Consider the following 19,582-nt stretch of genomic DNA (forward strand, 5'->3'; position numbering starts at 1 on the left):
GCCGCCCCCAGGCGCTTGTTCGAGTTGTTGCTCAGGCCACCGTCGCGGAGCCGCCCGCCGCAGCGAGCTTCTCCTTCGCGGAGCCGGAGAACGCATCGGCGGTGACGTCGAGCTTGACGTCGAGTTCGCCGGAACCGAGAACCTTCACCGGACGACCGGCGCGCACGGCGCCAGCCTTGACCAGGTCGGCCACGGTAACCTCGCCGCCCTTGGGGAACAGCTCGGCCAGCGTGGCGACGTTCACCACCTGGTACTCAACCCGGAAGGGGTTCTTGAAGCCCTTGAGCTTGGGGATGCGCATATGCATCGGCATCTGCCCACCCTCGAAGCCCTCGGGCACGTTCTTGCGCGCTCCGGTGCCCTTGGTGCCCCGGCCCGCGGTCTTGCCCTTGGAGCCCTCACCGCGACCCACGCGGGTCTTGGCGGTCTTGGCACCCGGAGCAGGACGCAGATCATGAATCTTCAGCGCCATGTCACTTGACCTCTTCCACGGTAACGAGATGGGCGACCGTGCGGATCATGCCGATGACCTCGGGACGATCCTCACGAACGACCGAGTCGCCGATCTTCTTCAGACCCAGGGTGCGGAGGGTGGCGCGCTGGTTCTGCTTGCTGCCCACCAGGCCCCTCTTCTGGGTGATCTTCAGCTCTGCCATCAGTTGCGTCCCTCCTGAGCCGCGCGCAGCAGACCCGCGGGGGCCACACGCTCGACGGGCAGGCCGCGACGGTTCGCGATCTGCTGGGGGGTCTCCAGCTGCTTCAGCGCGGCAACGGTGGCATGCACCACGTTGATCGCGTTGGCGGAGCCGAGCGACTTCGACAGGACGTCATGAACGCCCGCGCACTCCAGCACGGCGCGAGCCGAGCCACCGGCGATGACACCGGTACCGGGGCTCGCCGGACGCAGCAGCACGACGCCGCCGGCCTTCTCGCCCTGGACGGGGTGCGGGATGGTGCGCTGGATCAGCGGCACGCGGAAGAAGTTCTTCTTGGCCTCTTCCACGCCCTTGGCGATGGCAGCCGGAACTTCCTTCGCCTTGCCGTAGCCGACGCCGACCATGCCTTCGCCGTCGCCCACCACTACGAGAGCGGTGAAGCTGAAGCGACGGCCGCCCTGCACGACCTTGGCGACGCGGTTGATGGCAACCACGCGCTCCAGGTACTGGTTCTTCTCTTCCTTGGCAGCCTGGCCACGACGATCGTCACGGCCACGACGTTCACCGTGAGCACCGCCACCGCGGCGCTGCTGGGTTTCACTCATCGTGTTCCCTTTTCCTTTCGTCGGGTCAGAAGCTGAGGCCGGCCTCGCGGGCCGAATCAGCCAGGGCCGCCAGGCGGCCGGTGTACTTGTTGCCTGCGCGGTCGAAGACGACCTGCTCGATGCCGGCGGCCTTGGCGCGCTCGGCAACCAGGGCGCCCACCTTGCGGGCCTTCTCCGACTTGTCCGCCTCGAGGGCGCGCAGGTCGGCCTCCATGGTGGACGCCGACACGAGGGTACGACCCTGCACATCGTCGATCACCTGAACGAACAGGTGACGCGAGGAGCGGGTGACCACCATGCGGGGACGCTCGGCGGAACCGTTGATGCGCTTGCGGCCACGCAGCTGACGACGCGAACGCGACGCCTGCTTGGGAGCCAGCGACTTCTTGGTGCTTAGCGAGATAGCCATTACTTGCCAGCCTTTCCAGCCTTGCGGCGGATCTGCTCGCCCTGGTACTTGATGCCCTTGCCCTTGTACGGCTCGGGCTTGCGGAGCTTGCGGATGTTGGCCGCAGTCTCGCCGACGAGCTGCTTGTCGATGCCCTCGACCGAGAACCGGGTGGGGGTCTCGACGGTGAACGTGATGCCCTCCGGCGCGTTGATGACGACGGGGTGCGAGTAGCCCAGAGCGAACTCGAGCTGCGACGGGCCCTTGGCCACCACACGGTAGCCGACGCCGACGATCTCGAGCTTCTTCGTGTAGCCCTCGGTGACACCGACGATCATGTTCGCAACGAGAGTGCGGGTAAGACCGTGCAGGGAACGGCTCTGACGCTCGTCGTTGGGACGAGTGACCTCGAGCTGGCCCTCAGCGTTCTTATCGATAGCGATGGGCTCAGCGACGGTGAGCGTCAGCGAACCCTTGGGGCCCTTGACGTCGACCTGCTGGCCATCGAGCTTGACATCCACACCGGACGGAACGGTGATAGGGAGCCTGCCAATACGCGACATATTCTCTTCCTCCTATCCCTGCCCGGTCACCAGACGTAGGCGAGCACTTCGCCGCCCACGGACTTGGCTTTGGCTTCCTTGTCGGTCAGCAGACCCTGCGACGTCGAGATGATCGCGATACCAAGACCGCCGAGCACCTTCGGCAGCGCCGTGGCCTTCGCGTAGACGCGCAGACCGGGCTTGCTGATGCGACGCAGGCCCGCGATCGAACGCTCGCGGGAATCGCCGTACTTCAGGACGACCTTGAGAACGTCGCCGACCTGGCCCTCGACCTGGGTCAGCTCGAAGTCCTCGATGTAGCCCTCTTGCTTAAGGATCTTGGCGATGCCCACCTTGATCTTGGACGCAGGCATGGTCGCCTCGTCCTTGTACGCCTGGTTGGCGTTGCGCACACGCGTGAGCATGTCTGCGATTGGATCAGTCATTGTCATGACTTGTTTGCCTCTTTCTCGCGCCGGTTTCCGGGAGCCGGACCTGTCGCGTATTGATCAGTAGGTGGGGCTGGTCACCACGACGACTTGGTCACGCCCGGCAGTTCGCCGGCATGTGCCATCTCGCGCAGGCAGACTCGGCACAGGCCGAACTTGCGGTAGACCGAGTGGGGCCGCCCGCACTTCTGGCAGCGGGTGTAGGCACGCACGCCGAACTTGGGCTTGCGGGACTGCTTGACCTTGAGTGCTGTCTTAGCCATCGCTTAAGCTCACTTCTTCTTCTTGGCGTAGTAGGCGGGACCGCGCTTCGACTTGGCCTTCTTGGGGTCGTCGACGGCCTTGAACGGGAAGCCCAGGTGCTTCAGCAGCGCCCGGCCCTCAGCGTCGTTGGTGGCGGAGGTCACGAACGTGATGTCCATGCCGCGCACGCGATCGATCTTGTCCTGATCGATCTCGAGGAACATGACCTGCTCGTTGAGACCGAAGGTGTAGTTGCCGTTGCCGTCGAACTGGGCGCCGTTGAGGCCGCGGAAGTCGCGGATACGGGGCAGCGCCAGGGTCAGCAGGCGGTCAGCGAACTCCCACATGCGATCGCCACGAAGGGTGACGTGGCAGCCGATGGGCATGCCCTCGCGCAGCTTGAACTGAGCGATGGACTTGCGGGCGCGGGTCACCTGGGGCTTCTGGCCGGTGATGGCGGTCAGGTCGCGGATGGCGCCGTCGATGATCTTGGAGTCGCGAGCAGCCTCGCCGACACCCATGTTCACGACGACCTTCACCAGGCCCGGGATCTGCATCACGTTGTCGTAGGAGAACTCCTGCTGGAGAGCAGGCACGATCTCCGAACGGTACTTCTGCTTCAGCCGCGGCAAAGCGGTGGTGGTTGCGGTGGCGCTCATCAGATCTCCTCCCCCGTCTTGCGCGCGATGCGCACCGAACGGAAGGCCTTGTACTCCGAACCGTCAGGACGACGCTTGGTGACCTCGACGCGCTTGTAGCCGACGCGGGTCACCACGTCCTTGCCGTCGACCTTGGTCACGAGCTGCACGTTGGACACGTGGATCGGGGCCTCGGAGGTGATCACGCCGCCTTCGATCCGGCGGCCGTTGGCGCCCTGCGCCTCGCGGCGGTGACGCTTGACCAGGTTGACACCCTGAACGGTGACGCGCTGGTCCTCGGGGTAGACGGCGATGATCTCGCCGATGGCACCCTTGTCCTTGCCGGAGATGACCTTGACGCGGTCACCCTTCTTGACATGGAGCGAATTCATCTCAGATCACCTCCGGGGCGAGCGAGACGATGCGCATGAACTTCTTCTCGCGCAGCTCACGGGCGACGGGGCCGAAGATGCGGGTACCGCGGGGTTCCCCGTCGGCCTTGAGGATCACGGCGGCGTTCTCGTCGAACTTGATGTAGGAACCGTCGGCGCGGCGACGCTCCTTCTTGGTGCGGACGACGACGGCCTTGACCACGTCGCCCTTCTTGACGTTGCCGCCAGGGATCGCGTCCTTGACGGTGGCGACGATCGTGTCGCCGAGGTAGGCATAGCGGCGTCGGGATCCACCGAGAACACGGATGCAAAGGATCTCCTTGGCACCAGTGTTGTCGGCGATCTTAAGCCGCGACTCCTGCTGGATCATTACTTCTCCTTGTCTCGCCGGTTCCGGTAAAAGGCCTTGCGAAACTAGAAACGGTCCCCCTGGATTTTGCCAGAAGGCAGCCACCAAGCTCGATGGAGATGGTGACCATGCGCCCGGGAGAGGTCCCCTCGAGAGAGGGCTCAGACCCAAGACAACTTCGACAGTCTATCCCACCGCACCTGAGCGACGAAATCAGCACCCTACTCGCTGCGGAGGGCTTCGACGGGGTCCTTACGGGAGGCGGCCGTCGACGGGATCAAGCCGGCGAGCGCGGTGAGGGTCATGCTGATCAGCACCAGGATGCCGGCGGCTGCCAGCGGCAGCTGGGCGATGTTGGGCACGTCGAAGTTGGCGTAGACGATTGCGTTGGCGGGGATCGTCAGCAAGAAGGTGATGGTGACGCCGAGGGCGCCGGCGACGAAGCCGACGATCAGCGTCTCGGCGTTGAACACACGACGGATGTCGCGCTTGCTGGCGCCGATGGAGCGAAGGATGCCGATCTCCTTCTTGCGTTCCAGCACCGAGATATAGGTGATGACGCCGATCATGATCGACGAGACGACCAGCGAGATGGCGACGAAGGCGATCAGGATGTTGCTGATCATGTTGACGATCTCCGTCACCGAGCTCATCAGCACCCCGACGATGTCGGTGTAAGTGACCACCTGATCCTCGCTGCCCGCACCCCGCATGCGGTCGTTGTACTCGTCGAGGATCCGGGTGACCTCGCCCTTCGACTCGAAGTCGCGCGGATAGATGTCGATGCGCGAGGGGTCGTCGAAGTCGGCGTAGCCGAGCTTGCGGAGGTTGCTCTCAAGGCTGGCCGTCTGGGTGGTGGCCACCGACATCAGCAGCTGCGCCACCTGCTCCGGACTGCGCTCCATCTTGAAGGCCTCCATGAAGGCCTCCTGATCGACGCCCATCGCCTCGCCCATGTTCTTGGCGAGATCCCCCATGTTGGACTCCAGCGCCGAGCCGATCTGGTCGCCCAGCGCAGACGCCAGCTGGGAGCCGACATCCTCCATGTAGACGGCCATGACCTTCTGCATGTAGTCGCCAAGGACTCCCTGCAGCTGGCTCTGGATGGCGTCGGTGTTGATGTAGGAACGCGCCTCCCCCAGCAACGCCTTCCCCGCGTCGGACTCCAGGAAGGCCGTGAAGTTCTTCTGCGCGTCGGTGGGATCGAGCCCCTTCTCGATGGTGAAGACGAGATAGCCCTGGATCAGCCGCTCGACGAGGCCGGCGTTGGGATCAGGGGTCAGCGCGTCGGCGATGCCGAGCAGCTCCTGGCCTTCTTCGGAGGCCACGAACTCGGGAAGCGTGGTGGTCGGATCGACGGGGTCCAGTTCGTTCTCCAGCGCGAACGCGACGTAGCCCTGCAGCACGGCGTCGAGTTGCTCGGTATCGAGCCCCTCTCCAGCTGAGGCGATCAGCGCCTGCCCGTCGGGGGATGCCAGGAACACCGGGAGGTTCGTCGCGACGTCGACCGGATCCAGGCCGTTGGCGGCGGCGAAGGCCGCGTAGCCCTCGCCGAGCTGCGTCAGGATGAGCCCGAGTTGCTCGGGATCGATCGTCGGCATGGGCTGGTCTGTGTCAGGCTCCTGGGTGCCGGGCTGCTCGGCATCCGGGTCGGGTTCGGGAAGCTGGATGATGTCGGCCAGATCGAGGCCGGCGATGATGCCGTCGAGGTCGAGCGCCGGCATCTTGGACGGATCGATCTGAATGTCGGCCAGGCTGAGGTCCATCCCCGAGAAGCCGGACTCCAGGCCTGACATGTCGAGCTTCAGCTTCGACTGGTCGAAGGTGAACGCCTTCGCGATCTTCTTCTCGTCGATGGTGAACATCGATGCGAAGTCGAACTCCTCCTGGTCGGGCTCCTCGCCGAAGCGCCGTCCCGTGAAGACGTCGGTGTCCGTCGCGTCGAGCTGGCTGCGCGCGATCTCCGAGCGCGCCGCCCGATCGATGACCTCGGTGGTGAGCGCGCGCGTGTAGTAGATGCCGGGTTGGAGGCGCGCCGAGTCGTCGGTGGGTTTGACGATGCCCGCCACTCGGAGTTCGTCGCCTTCCTCGACGAGATCCTTGACGTACCCCTTGTCGCCCTTGCGGTCGGTCCACACGTCGAATTCGTCGTCGTAGGTGTAGAAGTCGGCGGCGTCCACCAGCGTGAAGGTGACGTCCATGATCTCTTCGTAGCTGACGTTCAATGGCGGGCCCGGCGGCTCGACCTTCTCCTCGTCGATCACCTGGCGGACCATCTCGTCCAGCTCTGCGGGATCGCGCAGGCCCATGGCGTAGAGGCCGAAGTCGCTGAACCCGCCGCTGGGGGTGAGCACGATGAGGGTCTCGTCGGCGGCGGTGGGCCACTGGCCGGCAACCAGTTCGAAGTGGGAGTCGATCAGGGAGCGGTCCTCCATCAACTCGTGGAAGACGTTGGTGCTCATCGACGCCGACAGCATGGAGTTGGCCGACATCCCGCCGAAGCCGAGGGAATCGAAACTCGTGTCGGGATTGATCTGGCGGGCCCCGTCCGACGTGTCCGACGCGAAGATCTGCGGCGAGACGTCATAGGCGTACTGGATCGAGTTGACGTGGCTGTCGATGCCTCCGCCGTTGGTGTCGAGGAAGTGCTTCAACGACTCGAGATCGTTCGTGCCGACGCTGGAGAACATCTTCGAGATCGCCTGCACCTCGCGCACATGACCGGGTTTGGTCTCTCGCGTCCCCGAGACCTCCTGGACCATGCCGGACGACGAGGCGAGCATGGCGGTCATGTCCATGCCCTGGCGTTGGATGCTCAGCGGATAGAGCGAGAGCGTGTCCTCTTCCACACCCTTGATGTATGAGTTGACGCCGTTGGCCAGGGCAAGGATCGCCGCGATGCCGATGATCCCGATGCTGCCGGCGAAGGCCGTCATCAAGGTGCGGCCCTTCTTCGTCATCAGGTTGTTGAAGGAGAGCGCGATGGCGGTGAGGAAGGACATGCTGGTGCGACGTGCCGGCCGCCCGTCGCGCTCGTCGCTGGCATGCGGATAGTAAGGATGGCTGTCGTCGGAGATGACGCCGTCGCTCAGGTGCACGATGCGGGTCGCGTACTCCGCCGCGAGCTCCGGGTTGTGGGTGACCATGATCACTAGGCGGTCCTTGGCGATGCTGGTGAGCAGCGCCATGATCTGAACGCTGGTCTTGGAGTCCAGCGCACCGGTCGGCTCGTCGGCGAGCAGGATCTCCGGATCGTTGACCAGGGCGCGAGCGATCGCCACCCGCTGCATCTGGCCGCCGGAGAGCTGATTGGGCCGCTTATGGACGTGGTCACCGAGGCCAACCTCATCCAGCGCCGCCTTGGCGCGCTCGCGGCGCTCCGCGCGGGAGACGCCCGCCAACGTGAGCGCCAACTCGACGTTCGCCAGCACGCTCTGGTGCGGAATCAGGTTATAGCTCTGGAAGACGAAGCCGATGCGGTTGTTGCGGTAGGTATCCCAGTCACGATCGCGGTAGCGCTCCGTCGCGATACCGTCGATGATGAGGTTGCCGGAGTCGTAGTGGTCGAGGCCGCCGACGATGTTGAGCAGCGTCGTCTTGCCGGAGCCCGACGGCCCGAGGATCGCCACGAACTCGTTGTCCCGAAAGGCGATGGAGACATCGTTGAGGGCGACCTGGGTGAAATCGCCGGTGGTGTACGACTTGCGGACATCTCTGAGTTCAAGCATTCGGGATCTTTCTGAACCGGCTCATCCCGGTTTCGCTGCAGCGCCTGCCAGCATACGACGTTGTATCAAACGAGCTGACTCCGGGCGGGAATAACATGCGCGCACGACGAAGCTGAAGCGTGTAACGCGGGGGCCGTGGCTCCGTTGCCGCAGCCCCCGGGATCTACTGCCAACGCTAGCGTGCGGGCCCACCTCCTGGCAGTAGCTGAAGGTATCGATTCGACAACAAATTACCCACAGCCTCCGCTCCCTCAGGGGAAACCATCGACAGGGAACATACGACGAGGACCGCCCCGCATCGCGGGACGGTCCTCGTCTTGTCTTGGCTTACGCCGAGATCACTTGGCGCGCTCGACGATCTCCACCAGGCGCCAGCGCTTCTGCGCGGACAGCGGGCGGGTCTCCATGACGCGCACGCGGTCGCCGATGCCGGCCTCGTTCTGCTCGTCGTGGGCCTTGAGACGCGACGACTTAGTCATGACCTTGCCGTAGAGCGGGTGCTTGACCCGATCCTCGACGAGGACGACGATCGTCTTGTCCATCTTGTCGGACACGACGACGCCCTGGAGCACCTTACGGCGCCCGCGCTCGGTCTGGGTTTCACTCATGGTCAGTTCTCCTCCGTGACGGGCTCATCCTCGATGTGGAGGTTGCGCTCCTGCAGCACGGTGTAGACGCGGGCGATGTCCTTGCGGACCTCGCGCAGCCGCCCGTGCGACTCGAGCTGGCCGGTAGCCGCCTGGAAGCGGAGACCGAACAGTTCCTCCTTCAGCTCAACGACCTTCGCGTTGAGCTGGTCACGAGACAGGCCGCGCAGCTCGTGAGCCTTCAGTGCCTTGCTCATCAGATATCACCTGCTTCGCGCTTGATGAAGCGCGCCTTGAACGGGAGCTTGTGGATGGCGAGCCGCATGGCCTCGCGAGCCACCTCCTCCGGCACGCCGGAGAGCTCGAACAGCACGCGACCCGGCTTGATGTTGGCCACCCACCACTCGGGGGAGCCCTTGCCGGAGCCCATGCGGGTCTCGGCGGGCTTCTTGGTCAACGGGCGATCCGGGTAGACGTTGATCCACACCTTGCCGCCACGCTTGATGTGACGGGTCATGGCGATACGAGCCGCCTCGATCTGACGGTTGGTCAGGTAGGAGGACTCGAGCGCCTGGATGCCGTACTCGCCGAAGGCCAGCTTGGTGCCGCCCTTGGCCGCACCGTCACGCTTGGGATGGTGCTGCTTACGGAACTTAACGCGACGAGGAATCAGCATGACTTATGCTCCTGCGTTCTCAGTGGCGGCGGCAGCCGGGGCCTCAGCCTGAGCTGCCTCGGCGCGACGGCGTCCGCCGCGCTCGGGACGATCACCGCGGCCCTCGCCGCGGCCGGGACGACGGCCCGGACGCTGGCGACCGGACGGCGCGGCGTTACGGGCGGCCTTCTGGGCGGCACGCTCGGCGCGGGTGCCGGTGACGTCGCCCTTGTAGATCCAGACCTTGACGCCGATGCGACCGAAGGTGGTGCGGGCCTCGTAGAAGCCGTAGTCGATGTCGGCGCGCAGCGTGTGCAGCGGGACGCGACCCTCGCGGTAGCCCTCGGAGCGGGACATTTCGGCGCCACCCAGACGACCGGAGCACTTGATCCGGATGCCCTTGGCACCGGCGCGCATGGCGGTCTGCTGAGCCTTGCGCATCGCGCGGCGGAAGGCCACGCGGGCGCCGAGCTGCTCGGCGATGCCCTGAGCCACCAGCTGAGCGTCGATCTCGGGGTTCTTCACCTCGAGGATGTTCAGCTGCACCTGCTTGCCGGTCAGCTTCTCCAGCTCGCCGCGGACGCGCTCCGCCTCGGCGCCGTTGCGGCCGATGACGATGCCCGGACGGGCGGCGTGCAGGAAGATGGTGACCCGCTCGGAGCGGCGCTCGATCTCGATGGTCGAGAGGCCGGCGCGCTCAAGCGTCTTGGTGAGGTACTCACGGATCTTGACGTCTTCGCCCACGTACTCGGCGTAGTTCTTCTCGGCGTACCAACGGGTCACGTGGTCGGTGGTGATGCCGAGACGGAAGCCGTTCGGGTTGATCTTTTGGCCCATGTCAGGCTCCCTTCGTCTCGCGGGGTTCGACGACAACGGTGATGTGCGACCCACGCTTGAGGATCCGGCTGGCGGAACCCTTGGCGCGGGGGCGGATCCGACGCAGGGTGACACCCTCGTCGACGAACGCCTTGGAGATGTAGAGATCCTCGGCGCGCAGGCCCTCAGCCGACTCGGCGTTGGCCACAGCGGAGGCCACCACCTTGTAGGCGGGCTCGGAGGCCGCCTGCGGGGCGAACTTCAAGGCCACCAGGGCGTCCTTGACGTCCATGCCGCGGACCAGGTCGATGACCCGGCGGACCTTGGTGGGGCTCATCCGGACGTGGCGCGCGATGGCGTACGAGCCAGGACGATCCCCGAGCAGGGTCTCGCGACGACGGCTGTTGCCGTTCTCGTTGCTCATTGTTGAATCAATTCCTTTTCTCGTTGCCTCAGCGGCGACGCGACTTCTTGTCGTCCTTCACGTGCCCCTTGAAGGTGCGCGTGGGAGCGAACTCGCCCAGCTTGTGACCGATCATGGACTCGGTGATGAACACCGGGACGTGCTTGCGACCGTCGTGCACGGCGATGGTGTGACCCAGCATGTCCGGCACGATCATCGAACGACGCGACCACGTCTTGATCACGTTCTTGGTGCCCTTTTCGTTCTGGGCGTCCACCTTCTTGATCAGGTGGTCGTCGACGAAGGGACCCTTCTTAAGGCTGCGTGGCATTGTTCCTGACTCTCCCTATCAGCGCTTCTTGCCGGTCTTGCGACGACGCACGATCAGGCGGTTGCTGGCCTTGTTCTTGTCGCGGGTGCGGCCCTCGGGCTTGCCCCACGGCGACACCGGGTGACGGCCACCGGAGGTGCGACCCTCGCCACCACCGTGCGGGTGGTCGACGGGGTTCATCACGACACCGCGGACGGTCGGGCGGATGCCCTTCCAGCGGTTGCGGCCGGCCTTGCCCCAGTTGATGTTCGACTGCTCGGCGTTGCCCACCGTGCCGATCGTGGCGCGGCAGCGCACGTCGACCATGCGCATTTCGCCCGAGGGCATGCGCAGGGTGGCGTACTTGCCCTCGCGGGCGACCAGCTGGATGGAGGTGCCGGCGGAACGACCGAGCTTTGCGCCGCCACCGGGACGCAGCTCCACGCAGTGCACCGTGGTGCCGACGGGGATCTGACGCAGCTCCAGGTTGTTGCCCGGCTTGATGTCCGAGCCCTCACCGGAGGAGATGACGGTGCCCTGAGCCAGGTTGTTCGGGGCGATGATGTAGCGCTTCTCACCATCGAAGTAGTGCAGCAGCGCGATACGGGCGGTGCGGTTGGGGTCATACTCGATGTGAGCGACCTTGGCCGGCACGCCGTCCTTGTCGTAACGCTTGAAGTCGATGATGCGGTACGCCTGCTTGTGACCGCCGCCGATGTGGCGGGTGGTGATGCGGCCGGTGTTGTTCCGGCCGCCGGTCTTCGGCTTGGGGACCAGCAGCGACTTCTCCGGCGTCGAACGAGTGATCTCGGCGAAGTCCGAGACACTGGAGCCGCGGCGACCGGGCGTCGTGGGCTTGTACTTACGGATACCCATGAGGTTTAGCTTCCTTCCTCAGCCAGCGCGGTCAGTCGACCGGTCCGGAGAAGATGTCGATGCGGTCGCCCTCGGCCACCGTGACGATTGCACGCTTGGTGTCGACCTTCTTGCCGAGGCCGAACCGGGTGCGACGCGTCTTGCCGCGGCGGTTGAGGGTGTTGACGGAGACGACCTTGACCTTGAAGATCTGCTCGATGGCGATCTTGATCTCGGTCTTGTTCGCCTGCGGAGCGACGACGAAGGTGTACTTGTTCTCGTCGAGGAGGTTGTACGTCTTCTCGCTCACGACGGGACGCAGGATGATGTCGCGAGGATCGCGAATCTTCAGCGGCGCGGTCACTTGTCCTTCTCCTCAGAGTTGTTGGGGCCGGCGAGGAAGGCGGCCAGCGCGGCCTCCGTGAACACGACCTTGTCGTTGACCAGCACGTCGTAGGCGTTCAGCTGATCGACGGCGAGCGCGTGCACCTCGGCGAGGTTGCGCACCGACAGCCAGGCCACGTCCTCGGAGCGGTCGAGCACGACCAGCACCTTGGTGACGTCGCCGATGGCGTTCAGCGCGCTCAGGGCCTGCTTGGTGGAAGGGGTCTCCCCCGCCACGAGCGCCTTGAGCACGTAGATCTGGCCGTCGCGAGCCCGGTCGGACAGTGCGCCACGCAGGGCGGCGGCCACCATCTTCTTGGGGGTGCGCTGCGAGTAGTCACGCGGCTTGGGGCCGTGCACCACGCCGCCACCGGTCCACTGGGGAGCGCGACGGGAGCCGTGACGAGCGCGGCCGGTGCCCTTCTGACGCCAGGGCTTGGCGCCACCGCCGCGGACCTCGCCGCGGGTCTTGGTGGAGTGAGTGCCCTGACGAGCGGCCGCGAGCTGAGCCACGACGACCTGATGGATCAGGGGGATGTTGGTCTGCGCGTCGAACACCTCGGCGGGAAGGTCGACCTTGCCGGCCTTCTTGCCCTTGGCGTCGATCACGTCGACGGAGAGATTCTCGCTCATGCTGCGCCACCCTTCTTGGCCGCGGTACGCACGACGACCAGCGAACCGGCGTTGCCGGGGACCGCACCGCGGACCAGCAGCAGGCCGCGCTCAGCGTCGACGGCGTGGATCTTGAGGTTCTGCACGGTCACCTTGGCGTTGCCCATGCGGCCGGCCATGCGCAGGCCCTTGAACACGCGACCGGGGGTCGCGCAGCCACCGATGGAGCCCGGCGAGCGGTGCTTGCGGTGCACACCGTGCGAGGCGCGCAGGCCCTTGAAGCCGTGGCGCTTCATGACGCCGGCGGTGCCCTTGCCCTTGGAGGTGCCGGTCACGTCGACGATCTCGCCGCCTTCGAAGATCTCGGCGGTCAGCTCCTGGCCCAGCTCGAACTCGGAGGCGTTGGCGGTACGCAGCTCGACGAGGTTCTTGCGGGGGGTCACATCTGCCTTGGCGAAATGGCCGGCGGCGGGCTTGGTGACCTTCTTGGCCTTGATCGCACCGAAGCCGAGCTGCACGGCGTTGTAGCCGTCGGTCTCGGGGGTGCGGACCTGGGTCACGACACAGGGTCCGGCCTGGATCACGGTGACCGGAACCAGACGGTTGTTCTCATCCCAAAGCTGGGTCATGCCGAGCTTGGTGCCCAGGATGCCCTTCACATTACGTTCACTCATGTTCTCAGACCTCACGGAAGCTTGATCTCGATATCGACGCCCGCAGGAAGGTCCAGACGCATGAGCGAGTCGACCGTCTTAGGCGTGGGGTCGAGAATGTCGATGAGACGCTTGTGCGTGCGCATCTCGAAGTGCTCGCGGCTGTCCTTGTACTTGTGGGGCGAACGGATGACACAGAACACGTTCTTCTCGGTGGGCAGCGGCACGGGGCCAGCCACCTTTGCACCGGTGCGAGTCACAGTATCGACGATCTTGCGCGCCGAGCTGTCGATGACCTCATGGTCATACGCCCGCAGCCTGATGCGGATCTTTTGTCCCGCCACAGTTGTTCCTTCTTCTCGTCCCTATTTACCTGGAAGTTCCAGAGGGGTAAAACCCCTTGTCACTCCGACCCCCGAGGTCGGGAGTGTCGCGCCTATGCCGCGTACTTGAGCCGCCTCCCAGGATCTCCCTGAGTGGCCGGACCTCGCGCTTGGGCACTTGCTCGACCTCGTTTGGGGGCCTGCCGCGACGACGACGCATCACAGCCACCCCCGCGGAGCAACCTGACTATCTTGTCACGTCTGTTCCAGTGATCCAAATCCGGCCCCATATCGCCCTCCTCCCCCCGACCCCCTGCCCCGGAAAATCGGCCAGTGGCCGATTTTGCGGCGTCCAGTGCCGAAAAGCGGCCACAACCCGCCCGGCCATCCGGGCGTACCGCCCTGGTGCCCGGGACGGCGCCCGCCGAAAGATGAGGACCAGTCGATCCACCGAGAGCCGGTGGACTCACACCGGAGGAGACCACATGTCCACCTATCTTTCCGACGCCGAGGCAGCACCGACGGCCGACGCCCCCACTCGCTCCCCACGGCTGTGGGCATGGGCGGGGGTCGCGGCAGGCGCACTGGGCATCGCGACGATCCAGGCGTCGATGGCCGGATCCGTGAACTGGGAGACGACGGCGGGAGACGCCGAGAAGATGATGGCCGATGCTGCGACGAAGCAGATCACCTACATCGTCTTCCACGTGCTGGCATCGCTGACCCTGCTCTTGCTGCCCGTCTTCGGCGCCGGCCTGGAACGACGCCTCGCCGCCCGCGGCCCGTCTGGGACGCTGCACGGCCAGGTGGCGCTGGCCGGGACGTTGCTGACCGCCTGCGCGCTGCTGCTCGGCAGTGGCCTGGACACGCAGTTCGCCCTCGGCCTGTCGGACCCGTCGTTCTACGTGCCTGAGTCGGCCGCCTTCTACACCGACTGGGTCGCCACCATCCCCTGGGTGTGGCTGGGCATGGGTCTTCCGGCGCTCGCCGTCTCGGCCGCGTCGCTGCGCCACGGCACGGCCCCACGCTGGATCGGCGTGCTGTCGCTGGTCTTCGGCCTGCTCATCATCGTCTCCGGGGCGTCGCCCCTCCAGTACCTTGCCGGTTTCATCGGCCCGGTGTGGGTGTTGCTGGCCTCGCTCGGCTTCGCCCTGGGCGACCGTCGATGAGCAACGACGAGCAATAGGGTGCATCCATGAAGGACACGTCCCACCGCTACCCCGGTCGACCTCGCGCGGCGATCGGGGTAGCGGTGTGCGCGTTCCTCCCTGCCATCGCGGGCGGGGCATTGCAGGCCGCCAGCCGGACGCCGATCACCCCGGACGTCCTTTTCCTGGTAGTCGACGTGATGGTCGGCCTGGTCTACGGCACCGTGAGCGCGGTGATTCTCAGTCGGCGCAGCCATCCGGTGGCGTGGCTCGTCGCACTGGCAGCGGTCGGGGCAGGCGTCGCCGCGTTCGGAGGGGGCTGGGCATCGTTCGCGATGACCCACCCGACCGCCCCGGATCCGGCCCTGGCATTCAGCCTCTTCGGCACCGCATGGGTTCCGGGGACGCTGTCGCTGTTCCTCGTCGTGCCTTGGTTGGTACGCGACCATCCACTGACCCCCGGGGCGTGGGGCGGCGTCGTCATCGGCGCGGCGACCGCCTTGATCTTCAGCGTCCAGCGCTTGCTCTTCCCGATGTCGGACAACTCCCCTCTGATCGTCGCGGTCGTCCTGGTCGGACTCGCCACCGCCGTCGCCGTAGCCTGGCGCCATCGACGCGGCCCGGTCGGCGAACGCGCAGGCCTCGGCCTGCTCGCGATCGGCACCGCCGTGATGGCCCTGTCCTTTCTGCCCCTCGTGCTCATTCCCTACACCGAAGAGTCGGTGCTGCTGCTCGTGCCGATCTCCCACCTCGCATGCCAGGCGGTGTTTCCTGGTGCGCTGCTGGTGACGATGCTGCGCAATCGGCTCTGGGGAATCGACCTCGCCGTGAGCAGGGCCGTGATCGCCGGGCTGCTGACCCTCGGCCTGGTCGCCGTCTATGCGAGCCTCGCTTGGCTCGCGTCGGTGCTGGTCGGAAGCTCGGTCGTGGCGCAGGCCGTGGCCGCGATCGGCGTGGTGCTCGCCGTGCAGCCCATCCGACGGTGGCTGGAGCAGCGCGTGCGGCGGCTGGTGTGGGGTGAGGCCGCTTCGCCCGGGCGCGCGGCGTTGAGCATCGGCGCCTCGCTGTCTGCCGTTGCGGGTGGCGAGGAACTCCTCGACCGGCTGGCCGCCGCCGTCGGCGATGCCCTTCGTCTCGAGTCGGTCCGTCTGACGTTGCCCGGCCCGGCCGAGTCCGCGGGCACCTGGGGCAGGCCGACGAGCGCCCCGATCGAACGCTCGGTCCATCGGGCCGATGGCTCAGCTCTTGGATGGCTCGCCCTGACGGCACGACCGGGCGAGCGGCTGGACCGCCGCAGCCTCGACGCCCTCGAGCACCTGCAGCCGGTGCTCGCCGTCGGCCTCGACCTGATGCGCGCCCGCGACGCCGCAACCCGGGCTCGACTGGAGGAGCGTCGCCTCATCCGCCGCGAGCTGCACGACGGGATCGGACCCTGGCTGTCAGGCCTGCGCCTGGGCCTTCAAGGCGCCCGCAACACGCTGCACACCGACCCCGCCACCGCCGACGTCGTACTCCAGGCGCTGCAGGACGAGGTGGCCCAGCGGGTTCACGATGTCCGTCTTCTATCGCGCAGCCTGCTTCCTCCCGTGCTCGAGGAACGGGGACTGGAGGCCGCCTTGGCCGAGTTGGCGGCACGTCACGCTGAAACGGGCTTCACGATGACCGTGGCCGTGAGCAGCGAGCTGGCCCGGACCCCTCATCTGCTGGCGAAGCTGGATGCCCGGGTCGCCGCGGCGGCCTACGCGGTGATCTCGGAGTCCACGCTCAACGCCGCACGGCACTCGGGCGCCCCGGAGGCCGTCACCGAGCTGGGGCTGCTCGACGATGACGGGCCGCGCCTCATCATCATCTGCCGCGACGACGGGGCCGGCCGTTCGCCCGACGCCGCCGACGGCATCGGCACCCGATCGATGCGGGAACGCACGGAGGAACTGGGTGGCTTTGTCCTCATACAATCGGGCCCAGGCGGCGGCACCACGGTGCGCGCCGAGTTGCCCCTCACCTCAGCCGGAGTCCCCCGATGAATGACATTCCGATTCAGATCACGCTGATCGACGACCACCCGGTCTTCCGGATCGGCATGACCGCGCTGCTGAACTCGCTGCCCGGGATCGTGGTGGTCGCCCAGGCCGACAGCGCCGCCGCGGCCCGCGCCTTGTTCGATGCCGAGCACGCCACCGACGTCGTCCTGCTGGATCTCGACCTCGGCGACGGTTCCGGAATCGACGTCGCACGGGATCTCCTGGCTCGTCGCCCGGACTGCAAGATCCTCGTCGTGACGATGCACGAGGACGACGACGCCGTGGTGGCCGCCGTGCGCGCGGGTGCCCGCGGCTTTCTGGTGAAGTCGTCGCCACCCGAGGCCGTCGAGCGTGCGGTTCGCGCGGTGGCCGCGGGAGAGATGATCCTCTCCCCCGCCGTCGCGGAGCGTGCGATGTCCTATCTGCTCGGCGGCCACCGCACGGCCAGGGTTCCGTTTCCGGAGTTGACGACGCGGGAACGCGAGGTGCTGGACCTGGTGGCCCACGGCCTGGACAACGCGACCATCGCCCACCGCCTCGCGGTGAGCCCTAAGACAGTGCGCAACACCCTGGCCACCGTGTTGGCGAAGCTATCGCTACGCGACCGAGCCGCCGCGATCGTGCGCGCCCGCGCCGAAGGACTCGGCGGGGGCGCGCCTCCTATCGGCTGACGGCCATCGCGGCGTCGCGTTCGCGCGCCACATGCGAACGGGCGTGCTCCAGGGCCGGCGCCAGGTGCGGGAACAGGTGCTTTTGATGCCGCAGCGCCTTCATCACCCCGAGCCGCTCGAACAGGCCCTTGTGACTGGGCAGTACTCCCTTGATAAGCACGGTCACGCCGCGTCGCTCCAGGGCGGTGACCATCTCGCCGAGCGTGTGCGCGCCCGTCGCGTCGACCACCTGCAATTGCGACATCGCAAGGATCACGACGGAGACTCCCTGCTGCCCGGTGACCGCCTCGGAGACGCGGTCAGCCGCAGCGAACATCAAAGGCCCCTTGATCCGCAGCAGCGCGATCTTGTCGTCGCCGTCGACGGGCTCGCCGGGTAGTTCCTCTCGCCGCACTCCGGCGGCGCGAGCGAGCGACCTCACCGCAAAGAAGCCGGCCACGACCACCCCGATGATGACGGCGAAGATCAGATCGACGGAGATGGTGACGACGGCGGTCACGACGAAGGCCAGGGCGTCGGGCTTGGTGGAACGCAGGATGCTCATCGCGGTTCGGCGCTGCACCATCCGTAGCGCGGTCATCATCAGCACTCCCGCGAGAGCGGCCAGCGGCACCATCCCCACGGGCGCTGCGGCGAACAGAATGATGGCGAGCAGCACCACGGAATGAAAACCCGCCGCGACGCGCGTGCGCGCACCGGCCCGTAGGTTCACGGCGGTGCGGGCGATGGCGCCCGTCGCCGGCATGCCGCCGAAGAGGCCGGCTCCGATCGATGCCAGGCCTTGGCCGACCAGTTCCCGATCGGCCTCGTAGCGACCCTTGGACGACATCGACGCCGCGACCCGCACGGACAGCAGCGACTCGATGCCGGCCAGCGCCGCGACGGTGAGCGCCGGCAGCGCCAACTCGCCCAGCAGGCCGAGGCTGACCGACGGAAGCACCGGAGCGGGCAGGGAATGGGGCAGTTCGCCGATGACCGCCAGCGGCGCACCCGCCAAGGTAGTGACGGTCGTGGCCACGATGATCCCGACGAGCGAGGCAGGGATGCTCCGATGAATCCTAGGAAGGCCCAGCATGCACGCCACCACGATCGCCACGCAGAGGAGGGCCCATAGCGCGTAGTCGAGCTCGAGCCGGGTCACCGACTGCAGGGCGGCGACGATCACGTTCGTCGAGAGCTCGCCCTCCGCCCCGGTGAGGGCGGGAACCTGCTGCAAGAAGATGATGGCCGCGATGCCGAGCGTGAAGCCCTCGATCACCGGCCAGGGGATCAGCGCCACCGCGCGCCCCATCCGCGCGATGCCGGTGATAAGCAGGATGAGGCCGGCCATCAGACTGAGCAGGGCGACGGCCCCGATGCCATGGGCGGCGACGATGGGAGCGAGCACGACCACCATGGCGCCCGTCGGCCCGGAGACCTGGATGTGCGAACCGCCGAAGACCGCGGCAACGAAACCTGCCACGACGGCAGTGACGATGCCGGCCTCGGCACCAGCCCCGGAGGAGATGCCGAACCCCAGCGCCAACGGCAGCGCGACGATGCCGACGGTGAGGCCCGCCATCAGGTCGGCCCGCCAAGATCGGGACAGCTCTGCATAGTCGGATCGGCGCGGAAGCAGGCCGCGTAGGTGGGGCAGAGCGCTCATCAGCCGACCTTCCGCGGAAGCGTCGGAAGCTCGGCCACCTCAGACAACTGCACGCTCTGCGCGTGCAGCACGTCGACGAGGAAACGCCGGGCAGACCCCAGCAACGCGATCACCTCGTCGGAGGCCACCTTGTAGTAGACGTGGCTCGCGCGTCGATCGGAGACCACCACGCCGTGTCGGCGCAGCACAGCGAGGTGCTGGGAGAGGTGCGAGGCCTCCAAGCCGGTGTGCTCCTGAATGTCGGCGACGGTGTGCTCCCGGCCGTCGCAGAGCAGTTCAAGGATGTGGATGCGGATGGGATGCGCGAGGCCTTTGAAGAGGCCGGCCTTGACTTCGTACAGCGGACGCTGTGAGTTACTTAGCGGCATGATGGATTCATCATATCGAAACCTCGCGGATTGGCGATGTTACGCTCTGCCAAGGAGGTGGACAGCGATGAAGCCAGAGACACCACAAGGCCCAGACCACGGCGTCGAGACCGAGCCCACCTACTCGAACGCACTTATCGA

The 19,582-nt window shown here is 66.4% G+C and carries 27 protein-coding genes; 3 read left to right on the forward strand and 24 right to left on the reverse strand.

Annotated features, from left to right (window positions below; all coding sequences use genetic code 11):
* Positions 1-31: 31 nt before the first annotated feature.
* From rplO to rpsJ, 22 genes are all read right to left on the reverse strand, one after another.
* Positions 32-472 (reverse strand): 50S ribosomal protein L15, encoded by a 441-nt coding sequence (gene rplO / locus P0D62_RS01185; protein ID WP_275700782.1) that lies wholly within the window; start codon positions 470-472, stop codon positions 32-34.
* Between the two features lies 1 nt (position 473).
* Complete coding sequence (rpmD, locus tag P0D62_RS01190; protein ID WP_275700783.1) at positions 474-656, reverse strand: 50S ribosomal protein L30; 183 nt, start codon at positions 654-656, stop codon at positions 474-476.
* Positions 656-1,261: a 30S ribosomal protein S5 gene (gene rpsE, locus P0D62_RS01195; protein WP_275700784.1), complete on the reverse strand. Its 606-nt coding sequence runs from the start codon at positions 1,259-1,261 to the stop codon at positions 656-658. The genes rpmD and rpsE overlap by 1 nt, the downstream gene beginning before the upstream one ends.
* Before the next feature lie 25 nt (positions 1,262-1,286).
* Positions 1,287-1,670: a 50S ribosomal protein L18 gene (rplR, locus tag P0D62_RS01200; RefSeq protein WP_275700785.1), complete on the reverse strand. Its 384-nt coding sequence runs from the start codon at positions 1,668-1,670 to the stop codon at positions 1,287-1,289.
* Complete coding sequence (rplF, locus tag P0D62_RS01205; protein WP_275700786.1) at positions 1,670-2,212, reverse strand: 50S ribosomal protein L6; 543 nt, start codon at positions 2,210-2,212, stop codon at positions 1,670-1,672. The genes rplR and rplF overlap by 1 nt, the downstream gene beginning before the upstream one ends.
* Positions 2,213-2,238: 26 nt before the next feature.
* Positions 2,239-2,643 (reverse strand): 30S ribosomal protein S8, encoded by a 405-nt coding sequence (gene rpsH / locus P0D62_RS01210; RefSeq protein ID WP_275700787.1) that lies wholly within the window; start codon positions 2,641-2,643, stop codon positions 2,239-2,241.
* Positions 2,644-2,717: 74 nt separating this feature from the next.
* A complete protein-coding gene (locus tag P0D62_RS01215) occupies positions 2,718-2,903 on the reverse strand; it encodes a type Z 30S ribosomal protein S14 (protein WP_219080753.1) in 186 nt (61 codons plus the stop codon).
* Positions 2,904-2,912: 9 nt separating this feature from the next.
* Positions 2,913-3,542 (reverse strand): 50S ribosomal protein L5, encoded by a 630-nt coding sequence (gene rplE / locus P0D62_RS01220; protein ID WP_275700788.1) that lies wholly within the window; start codon positions 3,540-3,542, stop codon positions 2,913-2,915.
* Positions 3,542-3,913, reverse strand: coding sequence for a 50S ribosomal protein L24 (gene rplX, locus P0D62_RS01225; RefSeq protein WP_275700789.1), 372 nt, complete (start codon positions 3,911-3,913; stop codon positions 3,542-3,544). Before rplX ends, rplE begins: the two co-directional genes overlap by 1 nt.
* Before the next feature lies 1 nt (position 3,914).
* Positions 3,915-4,283 (reverse strand): 50S ribosomal protein L14, encoded by a 369-nt coding sequence (gene rplN / locus P0D62_RS01230; protein ID WP_275700790.1) that lies wholly within the window; start codon positions 4,281-4,283, stop codon positions 3,915-3,917.
* A gap of 200 nt (positions 4,284-4,483) precedes the next feature.
* Positions 4,484-7,990, reverse strand: coding sequence for an ABC transporter ATP-binding protein/permease (locus tag P0D62_RS01235; RefSeq protein WP_275700791.1), 3,507 nt, complete (start codon positions 7,988-7,990; stop codon positions 4,484-4,486).
* 338 nt (positions 7,991-8,328) lie between these two features.
* Positions 8,329-8,598 carry a 30S ribosomal protein S17 gene (gene rpsQ / locus P0D62_RS01240; protein ID WP_275700792.1) on the reverse strand — a complete coding sequence of 90 codons (270 nt, stop codon included), beginning with the start codon at positions 8,596-8,598 and terminating at the stop codon, positions 8,329-8,331.
* Between the two features lie 2 nt (positions 8,599-8,600).
* On the reverse strand, positions 8,601-8,834 hold the full coding sequence (gene rpmC, locus P0D62_RS01245) for a 50S ribosomal protein L29 (RefSeq protein WP_275700793.1): 234 nt from the start codon (positions 8,832-8,834) through the stop codon (positions 8,601-8,603).
* Positions 8,834-9,253 (reverse strand): 50S ribosomal protein L16, encoded by a 420-nt coding sequence (rplP, locus tag P0D62_RS01250; protein ID WP_275700794.1) that lies wholly within the window; start codon positions 9,251-9,253, stop codon positions 8,834-8,836. Before rplP ends, rpmC begins: the two co-directional genes overlap by 1 nt.
* Positions 9,254-9,256: 3 nt before the next feature.
* On the reverse strand, positions 9,257-10,069 hold the full coding sequence (gene rpsC / locus P0D62_RS01255) for a 30S ribosomal protein S3 (RefSeq protein ID WP_275700795.1): 813 nt from the start codon (positions 10,067-10,069) through the stop codon (positions 9,257-9,259).
* Position 10,070: 1 nt separating this feature from the next.
* Positions 10,071-10,472 carry a 50S ribosomal protein L22 gene (rplV, locus tag P0D62_RS01260; RefSeq protein ID WP_275700796.1) on the reverse strand — a complete coding sequence of 134 codons (402 nt, stop codon included), beginning with the start codon at positions 10,470-10,472 and terminating at the stop codon, positions 10,071-10,073.
* Positions 10,473-10,500: 28 nt separating this feature from the next.
* Positions 10,501-10,782 carry a 30S ribosomal protein S19 gene (gene rpsS, locus P0D62_RS01265; protein ID WP_275700797.1) on the reverse strand — a complete coding sequence of 94 codons (282 nt, stop codon included), beginning with the start codon at positions 10,780-10,782 and terminating at the stop codon, positions 10,501-10,503.
* An 18-nt stretch (positions 10,783-10,800) separates the two neighbouring features.
* The gene (gene rplB, locus P0D62_RS01270) at positions 10,801-11,637 is read right to left on the reverse strand and encodes a 50S ribosomal protein L2 (RefSeq protein WP_275700798.1); all 837 of its coding nucleotides are present in this window, start codon (positions 11,635-11,637) and stop codon (positions 10,801-10,803) included.
* Between the two features lie 31 nt (positions 11,638-11,668).
* Entirely contained in the window at positions 11,669-11,980 is a 312-nt protein-coding gene (gene rplW, locus P0D62_RS01275) for a 50S ribosomal protein L23 (protein WP_275700799.1), read from the reverse strand.
* On the reverse strand, positions 11,977-12,633 hold the full coding sequence (gene rplD / locus P0D62_RS01280; RefSeq protein WP_275700800.1) for a 50S ribosomal protein L4: 657 nt from the start codon (positions 12,631-12,633) through the stop codon (positions 11,977-11,979). Before rplD ends, rplW begins: the two co-directional genes overlap by 4 nt.
* Complete coding sequence (rplC, locus tag P0D62_RS01285) at positions 12,630-13,286, reverse strand: 50S ribosomal protein L3 (protein WP_275700801.1); 657 nt, start codon at positions 13,284-13,286, stop codon at positions 12,630-12,632. Before rplC ends, rplD begins: the two co-directional genes overlap by 4 nt.
* Before the next feature lie 11 nt (positions 13,287-13,297).
* Complete coding sequence (rpsJ, locus tag P0D62_RS01290; protein ID WP_015071250.1) at positions 13,298-13,609, reverse strand: 30S ribosomal protein S10; 312 nt, start codon at positions 13,607-13,609, stop codon at positions 13,298-13,300.
* Between the two features lie 464 nt (positions 13,610-14,073).
* Here rpsJ and P0D62_RS01295 point away from each other — a divergent pair, with 464 nt between their 5' ends.
* From P0D62_RS01295 to P0D62_RS01305, 3 genes are read left to right on the forward strand one after another with little or no spacing between them, the layout of a single operon-like run.
* Positions 14,074-14,757 (forward strand): hypothetical protein, encoded by a 684-nt coding sequence (locus P0D62_RS01295; RefSeq protein WP_275700802.1) that lies wholly within the window; start codon positions 14,074-14,076, stop codon positions 14,755-14,757.
* Positions 14,758-14,783: 26 nt separating this feature from the next.
* Positions 14,784-16,760 carry a sensor histidine kinase gene (locus tag P0D62_RS01300; protein ID WP_275700803.1) on the forward strand — a complete coding sequence of 659 codons (1,977 nt, stop codon included), beginning with the start codon at positions 14,784-14,786 and terminating at the stop codon, positions 16,758-16,760.
* Positions 16,757-17,428 carry a response regulator gene (locus P0D62_RS01305; protein ID WP_275700804.1) on the forward strand — a complete coding sequence of 224 codons (672 nt, stop codon included), beginning with the start codon at positions 16,757-16,759 and terminating at the stop codon, positions 17,426-17,428. Before P0D62_RS01300 ends, P0D62_RS01305 begins: the two co-directional genes overlap by 4 nt.
* Here the strand turns inward: P0D62_RS01305 and P0D62_RS01310 are convergent.
* Positions 17,418-19,073 (reverse strand): SulP family inorganic anion transporter, encoded by a 1,656-nt coding sequence (locus P0D62_RS01310; RefSeq protein ID WP_275700805.1) that lies wholly within the window; start codon positions 19,071-19,073, stop codon positions 17,418-17,420. The two genes, P0D62_RS01305 and P0D62_RS01310, sit on opposite strands and share 11 nt — an antisense overlap.
* Positions 19,073-19,441, reverse strand: a complete 369-nt coding sequence (locus P0D62_RS01315; protein ID WP_275700806.1) for an ArsR/SmtB family transcription factor — start codon at positions 19,439-19,441, stop codon at positions 19,073-19,075. Before P0D62_RS01315 ends, P0D62_RS01310 begins: the two co-directional genes overlap by 1 nt.
* Positions 19,442-19,582 lie beyond the last annotated feature (141 nt).

The organism is Tessaracoccus caeni (assembly GCF_029211185.1).
Lineage (GTDB): Bacteria > Actinomycetota > Actinomycetes > Propionibacteriales > Propionibacteriaceae > Arachnia > Arachnia caeni.

Bases quoted from the DNA above. Each gene is read 5' to 3' on its own strand.
- rplO (WP_275700782.1), bottom strand. From the start codon at position 472: ATGGCGCTGAAGATTCATGATCTGCGTCCTGCTCCGGGTGCCAAGACC.
- rpmD (WP_275700783.1), bottom strand. From the start codon at position 656: ATGGCAGAGCTGAAGATCACCCAGAAGAGGGGCCTGGTGGGCAGCAAG.
- rpsE (WP_275700784.1), bottom strand. From the start codon at position 1,261: ATGAGTGAAACCCAGCAGCGCCGCGGTGGCGGTGCTCACGGTGAACGT.
- rplR (WP_275700785.1), bottom strand. From the start codon at position 1,670: ATGGCTATCTCGCTAAGCACCAAGAAGTCGCTGGCTCCCAAGCAGGCG.
- rplF (WP_275700786.1), bottom strand. From the start codon at position 2,212: ATGTCGCGTATTGGCAGGCTCCCTATCACCGTTCCGTCCGGTGTGGAT.
- rpsH (WP_275700787.1), bottom strand. From the start codon at position 2,643: ATGACAATGACTGATCCAATCGCAGACATGCTCACGCGTGTGCGCAAC.
- P0D62_RS01215 (WP_219080753.1), bottom strand. From the start codon at position 2,903: ATGGCTAAGACAGCACTCAAGGTCAAGCAGTCCCGCAAGCCCAAGTTC.
- rplE (WP_275700788.1), bottom strand. From the start codon at position 3,542: ATGAGCGCCACCGCAACCACCACCGCTTTGCCGCGGCTGAAGCAGAAG.
- rplX (WP_275700789.1), bottom strand. From the start codon at position 3,913: ATGAATTCGCTCCATGTCAAGAAGGGTGACCGCGTCAAGGTCATCTCC.
- rplN (WP_275700790.1), bottom strand. From the start codon at position 4,283: ATGATCCAGCAGGAGTCGCGGCTTAAGATCGCCGACAACACTGGTGCC.
- P0D62_RS01235 (WP_275700791.1), bottom strand. From the start codon at position 7,990: ATGCTTGAACTCAGAGATGTCCGCAAGTCGTACACCACCGGCGATTTC.
- rpsQ (WP_275700792.1), bottom strand. From the start codon at position 8,598: ATGAGTGAAACCCAGACCGAGCGCGGGCGCCGTAAGGTGCTCCAGGGC.
- rpmC (WP_275700793.1), bottom strand. From the start codon at position 8,834: ATGAGCAAGGCACTGAAGGCTCACGAGCTGCGCGGCCTGTCTCGTGAC.
- rplP (WP_275700794.1), bottom strand. From the start codon at position 9,253: ATGCTGATTCCTCGTCGCGTTAAGTTCCGTAAGCAGCACCATCCCAAG.
- rpsC (WP_275700795.1), bottom strand. From the start codon at position 10,069: ATGGGCCAAAAGATCAACCCGAACGGCTTCCGTCTCGGCATCACCACC.
- rplV (WP_275700796.1), bottom strand. From the start codon at position 10,472: ATGAGCAACGAGAACGGCAACAGCCGTCGTCGCGAGACCCTGCTCGGG.
- rpsS (WP_275700797.1), bottom strand. From the start codon at position 10,782: ATGCCACGCAGCCTTAAGAAGGGTCCCTTCGTCGACGACCACCTGATC.
- rplB (WP_275700798.1), bottom strand. From the start codon at position 11,637: ATGGGTATCCGTAAGTACAAGCCCACGACGCCCGGTCGCCGCGGCTCC.
- rplD (WP_275700800.1), bottom strand. From the start codon at position 12,633: ATGAGCGAGAATCTCTCCGTCGACGTGATCGACGCCAAGGGCAAGAAG.
- rplC (WP_275700801.1), bottom strand. From the start codon at position 13,286: ATGAGTGAACGTAATGTGAAGGGCATCCTGGGCACCAAGCTCGGCATG.
- P0D62_RS01295 (WP_275700802.1), top strand. From the start codon at position 14,074: ATGTCCACCTATCTTTCCGACGCCGAGGCAGCACCGACGGCCGACGCC.
- P0D62_RS01300 (WP_275700803.1), top strand. From the start codon at position 14,784: ATGAAGGACACGTCCCACCGCTACCCCGGTCGACCTCGCGCGGCGATC.
- P0D62_RS01305 (WP_275700804.1), top strand. From the start codon at position 16,757: ATGAATGACATTCCGATTCAGATCACGCTGATCGACGACCACCCGGTC.
- P0D62_RS01310 (WP_275700805.1), bottom strand. From the start codon at position 19,073: ATGAGCGCTCTGCCCCACCTACGCGGCCTGCTTCCGCGCCGATCCGAC.
- P0D62_RS01315 (WP_275700806.1), bottom strand. From the start codon at position 19,441: ATGCCGCTAAGTAACTCACAGCGTCCGCTGTACGAAGTCAAGGCCGGC.